The following is a 7,872-nucleotide window of genomic DNA, read 5'->3' on the forward strand; positions in this document are numbered from 1 at the left end:
CAACTCCGAATTGCAGCTAAAGGTGGCTTTAGCAAAGTTTGGGTAAGTTTGACAAAGCAGAGTTCCACTCCCGCACCCACTCGCGCCCAGAATTGATCCTCTGTCAACAGAAGGTAGAAGGTATCGATCGATAGGCAGAATTTTTGCCCATCAGGATCGATAGGGCTTGAAATCAGCACAGTTTTTGGATAGCGCCCCGCGTCTGGGCCTAGTATCCATTTTTTTTCCTTCTGACGCAGCTTACAATTGCCTTAATCCGGTCAAGTACCTTGATGGCGTCAAGCGAGGTCTAGGCTAGCGAGGTCGGCCAAATCCGAGATTGCTAACATTAAGCATCGATCTGTGTTAGTTTTTCGCGCAACTTAGCCTATAGTTGATTGTGAATTGGCGTTTAGTTAACAAGCTCTAATCTACCATCCCCGACTCTAATGAAGCTTAATAATAGACAGGGGTCTGACCAAGACAGTCCCCCTTCGGAAGAAGTAAAAAATTTTCCGGTGGCTGCAGATTCCGCCAATCCCTTTAGACGCAAGTCTGGTTATGTAAATGTAGATAGTATTGATATCGATCCTATGGTCAATCCCAAAGACATAATGCCCAGCAGTGCCGCCAAAATCAAAGTAATTGGCGTCGGCGGTGGTGGGGGCAACGCCGTTAACCGGATGATTGCTAGCGAGGTTTCTGGTGTCGAGTTTTGGTGCGTGAATACAGATTCCCAAGCTCTGGTTCTCTCAAATGCTCCGAAACGCTTGCAAGTCGGACAGAAGTTGACGCGCGGTTTGGGCGCGGGGGGCAATCCGGCGATCGGTCAAAAGGCTGCTGAGGAATCCCGCGATGAGGTTGCTAATGCTCTGAATCATGCGGATTTGGTGTTTATCACGGCCGGCATGGGCGGGGGTACGGGCACGGGCGCGGCTCCGATCGTGGCTGAGGTCGCTAAGGAAATGGGCGCCTTAACTGTGGGCATAGTAACGCGGCCTTTTACGTTTGAGGGACGGCGGCGCACCAGCCAAGCTGAGGAAGGAATCGCGGCTTTGCAAACTCGGGTGGATACGCTGATCGTAATTCCTAACGACAAGCTGCTGTCTGTGATTTCGGAACAAATGCCGGTACAAGAGGCTTTTCGAGTTGCTGACGATATCCTGCGCCAAGGGGTTCAGGGTATTTCTGACATTATTACTATTCCCGGTTTGGTGAATGTTGACTTTGCTGACGTGCGGGCAGTAATGGCGGATGCGGGTTCGGCTTTGATGGGCATTGGCGTGGGTTCTGGCAAGTCGCGGGCTAGGGAGGCGGCGATGCAGGCTATTTCTTCGCCTCTGCTGGAAGCTTCGTCTATTGAGGGCGCTAGAGGTGTGGTGTTTAACATCACTGGCGGTACTGACATGACGCTGCACGAGGTGAATGCGGCGGCTGAGACGATTTACGAGGTTGTCGATCCGAATGCCAATATTATTTTTGGAGCGGTGATTGACGAGCGGCTTCAGGGCGAAATTAAGATTACTGTGATCGCTACTGGTTTTTCGGGGGAAGTTGCGTCGCCTCCGCCTCCGGGGCGCACGCAAAATGTTAATGCTCCTTGGCGGGCTGCAACTGTTCCGGTGACTCCTGCTCAACAGACGCCCGATCCGAAAGCGAAACCGCCGCAGGATTTGGGATTGGATATTCCTGAGTTTTTGCGTAACCGTCGTCCGCCAAGATGATTTTAGATTTTAGATTTTAGATTTTAGATTGGGGATTTGGCGATTGGGGATTTGGCGATTGGGGATTTGGCGATTGGGGATTTGGCAATATTGAATCTCCAATCTCCCATCTAAAAAATCGAAAATATCGAGCATCTAAAATCTAAAATCTAAAAAATCTAAAATCTAAAATCTAAAATCTAAAATTTCCAGGGTTTGGCCTGGTTCGGGTTCGAGGAGTTGGGTGGAGAGGCCGGATTTTGCTAGTAAATCGCGAAATTCGGGGATGCTGCCGATCGATCGCACTAACATTGGTAAAATGCCTGTGGCTCGGATGTCTCCCGTCGCTGTAGGCAGAAAAAACCGAGGTTTGAGAGTTTGGGCGAGCTTGAGGGCTTCCGAAGGCCCGATGATGACTTGTCCGAGGAATGGGAAGATTTGACCGATGACTGGGGCGATCGCTACGTCTACTGTGTCTATTTTCTGTTTAACTTTGTCTAATGGCGGCAGGTGCGGTTCGTAATAAAGTGTCTCGCCGCTGCTTAAATCTTTGAGCAAATAGCCGTTTTCTTCTTGTCCGGGCCCGATTTCGGCTCCGGGTACGGCAGTAATTTGTAACTTTTCTTTAAAATTTAACTCTTGCCAATTTGCTAAAGATGTGATATTAGTGTAGCCTAAACTGCTGAGGACTTTGGCGGCGGTGGGTGAGGCGATCGCGGGAATTGTGCGATCGAGTTGTTGGAGTGTTTGTTTGTGACAGTGGTCGTCTAATCCTTGGGAAATTAGGATGAGGTCGATCGGCGGTAAGCTGCTGGGAGTGAAGGCGACGGGGGTGTTGTGGTAGGCGGTGAACAGCCAGGGTTGACCGTAAAATACGAGGGGATCGACCAGCCAGGGATCTACGAGGATGGTTTGACCGGCGATGTGGAATATCCAAGAGTTGAGGTCGATTCGGGTGATTTTCACGGTTGTTTGCAATAATTCTTTACAATTGGTTTAATCATAGCTAATTTTGTTTGGGAATTTTAAGCCCTTCGGAAGCACAGGCGGGACGCCCGTGCCACGGGGAACCCAGATATTATTGGGATGTGTCTGTGTTTATCGGCGGTTGAAAAAAGATGATTAAATCGAAGATTCCTGTGGCTTTGACTGTGGCGGGTTCTGATAGTGGCGGCGGGGCGGGGATTCAGGCGGATTTGCGGACTTTTGCGTTTCACTGTGTGCACGGTACAAGTGCTTTGACTTGCGTGACGGCTCAAAATACTTTGGGGGTGATGCGAGTTGATGCTTTGTCTGCGGAGGCTGTGGCCGCTCAAATTGAGGCGGTGGTTGGGGATATTGGGGTGCAGGCTGTGAAAACTGGGATGCTGCTGAATCGGGAAATTATGGTGGCGGTGGCTTCACAGGTGGAAGCTTTGCGAATAGGGAATTTGGTTGTCGATCCGGTGATGGTTTCACGATCGGGCGATCGATTGATTGATGAGGGGGCGATCGCATTTTTGCGCGATGTTTTGATCCCAATGGCTGCTGTCGTGACTCCCAACCGGTTTGAGGCTCAGATTTTGAGCGGTTTGCAGATTGTTTCTCTAGACGATATGCGATCGGCGGCGCAGCAGATTTATCGTTTGGGTGCGAAAGCTGTTTTGGTGAAAGGCGGCGGGATGGCGGGAGATTTGCGGGGGATTGATGTTTGGTTTGATGGTACGCGCTTGGATGTGTTGAAGACTGAGAATGTTGATACTGGGAATACTCACGGGACTGGTTGTACTTTGAGTGCTGCGATCGCTGCTAATTTGGCTTTGGGGAAAGATTTGTTTACAGCGGTGACATTAGCTAAGAATTATGTTACTACTGCTCTCAAATATGCTTTGGATATTGGGGAAGGCCAAGGCCCAGTAGGTCATTTTTTCCCCCTGTTACAGAAGTAATAAGTTATTTGTTACTTGTTGGAGTCTGCTAATAATATCAAATCCACGATTCATCGAAATTATTCCTCTCTCTCTTCTCTTCCTCTGTGTTCTCTGCGTACTCTGCGGTTAAATCATTCCGATCCAACCGGAATTGATATAACCAATAACATGAGTGAACCGCCAACAGTCAAAAATCAGTTAATTTCTTAATTTTTCAGGCGAAAGAGCGATCGCCACCAAGTCTTCAATTTTCTTAATATTCGGATCGCCGGCCAAATAACCAATCCCTCGGTGCAAGTGCAGGCGAAACTGTTTCGCTAGAGTTTCTTTTTCTGTGCCTAAATTGTCTTGGTGACACCGCTGCTTGAGGGCCATTATCAGGATATCAGCCATGTCGCCGCCGAAGACATCCCAGCTTAATTCGACGTTGCTGTCGCTGGGAATTGGTACTGGCGATGGGATGCTGGGCTCGGCGAGCGATCGGCAAAATCCCCACCTGCATAGAATATTCCACTGATCGATTTTGGTCGATCGTTTCAGTTTTGATAGTTGGTCTTTGCCGGTTTGGGATAGGCGGATGCGATCGACTGGTGGTTCCATGAGTTTGAGATTGTTTGGTATATTGTAAACAGTGTTAATGTTGGGGAAGCAAAGCCTCTAGATTACCCGAAATAATTAACATTTTTTTACACGGCGCGACTTGATTAAATAGGTTTTTTTTGGTATTCTTATTTTAGTAGGATTTATCCTTAATAATGGGATGGTGGCAAAAATAAAATTTTCGCAACCATCCCATTATGATATATATTACCGCAACTCCCCAGCAAAGTCAAGGGGGTTGCGGCTATTTTTTAGCGCAAATTTTTATTCCCAAAAATAACCAGTTTCGACGGTGGTTTGGTGTTTGGCGGAGTCGTATTTGAGGAGATAGCTGTGGGCGATCGCCTCTAATTCTTGGAGTTTTTCGTATTCTACTTTTCTAATTTCCGTGTCGGTAGACAGCAGGATGACTTGGTGGCTGGCCGAGGGGAAATAGCGTTCGACTAGGTTGTTTCTGTGGGAGGAGTCGAGGCGGCCCAAGGGAGTGTCGATCGCCACTGGCAATTGTCTCCCGGATACTCTAGCCAATCCCCACAAAAAGGCGATCGCCAGCAATTGTTTTTCCCCGGCAGAAAGTCGGTGTTTGGGTACCGGTTTGCCTTCTGGATCGTAAATGGAGAGGCTAAATGTTTGAGTGTCGATCGCAACTCTGTGCACGAGGTCAGTTTTGTGCAACAGGTAGCGGAAACAGTCGGTAATTTCTATTTCGAGTTTGTTGAGTTTTTTGAGGGTAAGTTTTTCTTTAAAGAGTTTCAGGGTGGCTTGGGCTTTGGCGATCGAAGCGATGACGTGTTGGCTGTTTCTGATGGTGATGAATTCGCTGCTGTAGTTTTCTAGTTCTTTTTGGTTTTTGGCTAATTCTCTCTCTAATTCATCGACGCGGCGGTTGGCTGATTCCAAGGCGGCGGATGCGATAGCGACTGCTTTTTGGGCTTTCCTGACTTCTTCTTCTAGTTTTTCGTAGGCTTCGGGGGAAGCTGCGGCTGCGAGTTCTCTGTCTGTGAAGTCGATTTCTGATTCGATGTTTTTGATTTCTTCTATTTGGTCGCGGGCTAGAATTTGCTGGGCTTTGATTTGGTAGCTAAGGAGATTTTCTAGTTGCTGGATGCTGTTGTTGTCGGCGTTCATCCAGGGCGGGGCATCTGTTCCGGCTTGCTGTTCGAGTTCTTGGTTTTCTTGGCGGATGAAGTCTTGAATTTTATCTAACTGTTGGGGATTTAACGAGATTTCCGCGATATAGTTTAGAAGGCGATCGCTTCTTTGTTTGATAAGATTTTGGGCAATCTTTGCTTGCTGCTGGCTGGCTTCTGTTTCGGCTTGAGTTTTTGCTTCGCTTAGCAAGGGCGAAATTAGGGCTAGTGGTAGCGTATTTGATGCCAATTCCATCATGGTTTGACGGGTTTTTTCGGCCTTATTTCGGTAGTCATTTAGCTTGCTGTCTAGCTGACTGCGATCGGCGGCAATTTTCCCGCCTTGATAAATAAATTTGTCTGATGCTTGTTTCTGATTTTTTTGAGCTTTATCTAATTCGTTTTTAAAGCTAGCTTGTTCTTGCTTAGCTAAGTCTATTTCATCGGTAATTTCCTTAAAAGTTTGTTCGATTTTCTCTAAAGCAGCCAAGTCTTTTTTGCCAGCAATTTCTTTCCGCTTGCGGCCGGCTAATATTTCTAAATCGACGGCGAGGCGTTCTGCTAATTCTAAACCTAAAAGAGATTTAATCGCCCCGACGACAAAATCTGGCGGTGTTTCGAGTTCGGCGAGTTCTTTTACTTGTTCGCCGTCAAACAGAAATAGGTTGGATATTCCAACTGGCAAAAGGGTTTCGATGTATTCGTCCCAAGTGTTAGTAATTGCTTTGTCCGACCACCAATCGCTGACAATCTCGCTGTATATGAGAATGCTTAAGGTGTCTTTGATATCTAATTTTTTCCAGTATCTAACTATTTTAAATTGAGCTAATTTGTCATCTTGGACTTGTTCAAATGTTAGTTCGACGCGGGTATCTTCTAATGGGGGGGTGTGGCGGTTGACGCATTGATTGAGAAAGTCGCTGTAGCTTAAATTGCCTCTGGTAGAACATTGGGCGCGGCCACCGTAGAGGGCGAGGCGAATGCCGTCCATGAGGGTGGTTTTGCCGCCGCCATTCATGCCGCCAAATAAAATGACTGGGCAGGGATTTCCGTCTTTTTCGGGGCGGAGATTGATGGTTTGGGTGCCTGCATAGGGGCCGAAGTTTTTGAGGACGAGTTCGAGGAATTGCATTGTAGATGTTGTTGAGATGGGATGAAAGTTGGTGGGTGCGATCGGCGTGTCCGAGAGTTCGGGGTCGATCTGTGAGTCCCCCAGTACGACAGGGATTGAAATCCCTGTCTCATAGCTGAAGTCCTCTGAAGAGGACTGAAGTCCGGGCTCGTTTGATTTGGCATCCACAGTCGGTTTTAACCGACTTTCGCTATTAGACGGGGATTTCAATCCCCGGCGGGCTTGTGGGTAAGCCCGATCGACTCGATTGGTCGATCGGGGTCGATCTGTGAGTCCCCAGTCCGACAGGGATTGAAATCCCTGTCTCATAGCTGAAGTCCTCTGAAGAGGACTGAAGTTTGTGACTGTTGAATCTGGGTTTTTAGTCGGTTTTAACCGACTTTCGCTCTCTCGACGGGGATTTCAATCACTCCTAGGATCTTTGGGTAAGCCCGATCGCCCCCAAAGTCCGAATAGCTGCATAGTCCGCGAGTCTGAGAGTCGGCCAATGTTTTTCAATTAATTCTCTGCCGAATTCGGGTGCCACCGAGTGGGTGGATGGTCTTGATCCGTGATTTGTTCTAAATGGGAATTGGTGGTTTTTTGCAAGTGATGTTCCTTTTGATTTATCACATAAGCGACTGCTGAGTCTAGTTGTTTTTGTCCTAAAGAAAATACTCCGTATCCTTCTTGCCATGAAAATTTATTGGGATTTTGCAAAGTTTGATTGAGATAACGGCTGCTGCTACCTTTAATATTTTTAACGAATTCAGCGATCGATTGTGTCGGAGGAATGGAAACTATTAAGTGGATGTGATTTTCTGTGCCGCCGATCGCATGAAGGATGCAATTGAGGGTGTCTGCTTTGCCGATGATATAAGAGTAAAGTTCGGTTTCTTTTGCGGGAGATATGAGAGGCTGTCGCTCTTTTGTTGCCCAAACTAAATGATAGTACAGCCGCCACATTGCCATAAAGATTTTTCCTCCTAATTGTTTAGGTTAATTTATCATTTTGTGACCAAATCCGAGAGTGCGATCGGGGTCGATCGGCGAGTCCGACGATCCGAGAGTCCCCCAGTACGACAGGGATTGAAATCCCTGTCTCATAGCTGAAGTCCTCTTGAAGAGGACTGAAATGGGCGATCGTTTGATTTGGTTCTTCAGTCGGTTTTAACCGACTTTTGCTATTAGACGGGGATTTCAATCCCCGGCGGGCTTGTGGGTAAGCCCGATCGACTTGCAGAGGACAATCGGGGTCGAGAGTGCGATCGCGGTCGATCGGCCATTCCCACGATCCGACAGTCCGACAGGGATTGAAATCCCTGTCTCATAGCGAAAGTCCTCTTAAAGAGGACTGAAATCGGCGATCGTTTGATTTGGTTCTTCAGTCGGTTTTAACCGACTTTTGCTATTAGACGGGGATTTCAATCCCCGGCGGG

Annotated in this window: 7 protein-coding genes; 2 read left to right on the forward strand and 5 right to left on the reverse strand. The window is 47.7% G+C overall.

The window, feature by feature from the left end; genetic code table 11:
• Window positions 1–428: 428 nt before the first annotated feature.
• Window positions 429–1,703, forward strand: coding sequence for a cell division protein FtsZ (gene ftsZ, locus QUB51_RS15415; protein ID WP_333056121.1), 1,275 nt, complete (start codon window positions 429–431; stop codon window positions 1,701–1,703).
• A gap of 165 nt (window positions 1,704–1,868) precedes the next feature.
• Here ftsZ and QUB51_RS15420 read toward each other — a convergent pair whose 3' ends face one another.
• Window positions 1,869–2,648, reverse strand: a complete 780-nt coding sequence (locus QUB51_RS15420; RefSeq protein WP_333056123.1) for an MBL fold metallo-hydrolase — start codon at window positions 2,646–2,648, stop codon at window positions 1,869–1,871.
• 152 nt (window positions 2,649–2,800) lie between these two features.
• Here QUB51_RS15420 and thiD point away from each other — a divergent pair, with 152 nt between their 5' ends.
• Window positions 2,801–3,610: a bifunctional hydroxymethylpyrimidine kinase/phosphomethylpyrimidine kinase gene (thiD, locus tag QUB51_RS15425; protein WP_333232632.1), complete on the forward strand. Its 810-nt coding sequence runs from the start codon at window positions 2,801–2,803 to the stop codon at window positions 3,608–3,610.
• 180 nt (window positions 3,611–3,790) lie between these two features.
• Here the strand turns inward: thiD and dndE are convergent, their stop codons facing one another.
• The 4 genes from dndE to QUB51_RS15445 all read right to left on the reverse strand — a co-directional run bounded on the left by dndE (window position 3,791) and on the right by QUB51_RS15445 (window position 7,764).
• Window positions 3,791–4,192 carry a DNA sulfur modification protein DndE gene (dndE, locus tag QUB51_RS15430; protein ID WP_015179042.1) on the reverse strand — a complete coding sequence of 134 codons (402 nt, stop codon included), beginning with the start codon at window positions 4,190–4,192 and terminating at the stop codon, window positions 3,791–3,793.
• A 264-nt stretch (window positions 4,193–4,456) separates the two neighbouring features.
• Entirely contained in the window at window positions 4,457–6,454 is a 1,998-nt protein-coding gene (dndD, locus tag QUB51_RS15435; protein ID WP_333261899.1) for a DNA sulfur modification protein DndD, read from the reverse strand.
• Window positions 6,455–6,952: 498 nt separating this feature from the next.
• Entirely contained in the window at window positions 6,953–7,405 is a 453-nt protein-coding gene (gene tnpA, locus QUB51_RS15440) for an IS200/IS605 family transposase (protein WP_333056125.1), read from the reverse strand.
• A 215-nt stretch (window positions 7,406–7,620) separates the two neighbouring features.
• Window positions 7,621–7,764: a hypothetical protein gene (locus tag QUB51_RS15445; protein WP_333261871.1), complete on the reverse strand. Its 144-nt coding sequence runs from the start codon at window positions 7,762–7,764 to the stop codon at window positions 7,621–7,623.
• Between the last annotated feature and the right edge of the window lie 108 nt (window positions 7,765–7,872).

Source organism: Microcoleus sp. AT8-A3 (assembly GCF_036705675.1).
GTDB lineage: Bacteria > Cyanobacteriota > Cyanobacteriia > Cyanobacteriales > Microcoleaceae > Microcoleus.

Excerpts from the sequence above, each read along its gene's own strand:
- tnpA (WP_333056125.1), bottom strand. The coding sequence starts at position 7,405 with ATGGCAATGTGGCGGCTGTACTATCATTTAGTTTGGGCAACAAAAGAG.
- dndE (WP_015179042.1), bottom strand. The coding sequence starts at position 4,192 with ATGGAACCACCAGTCGATCGCATCCGCCTATCCCAAACCGGCAAAGAC.
- thiD (WP_333232632.1), top strand. The coding sequence starts at position 2,801 with ATGATTAAATCGAAGATTCCTGTGGCTTTGACTGTGGCGGGTTCTGAT.
- QUB51_RS15445 (WP_333261871.1), bottom strand. The coding sequence starts at position 7,764 with ATGAGACAGGGATTTCAATCCCTGTCGGACTGTCGGATCGTGGGAATG.
- dndD (WP_333261899.1), bottom strand. The coding sequence starts at position 6,454 with ATGCAATTCCTCGAACTCGTCCTCAAAAACTTCGGCCCCTATGCAGGC.
- ftsZ (WP_333056121.1), top strand. The coding sequence starts at position 429 with ATGAAGCTTAATAATAGACAGGGGTCTGACCAAGACAGTCCCCCTTCG.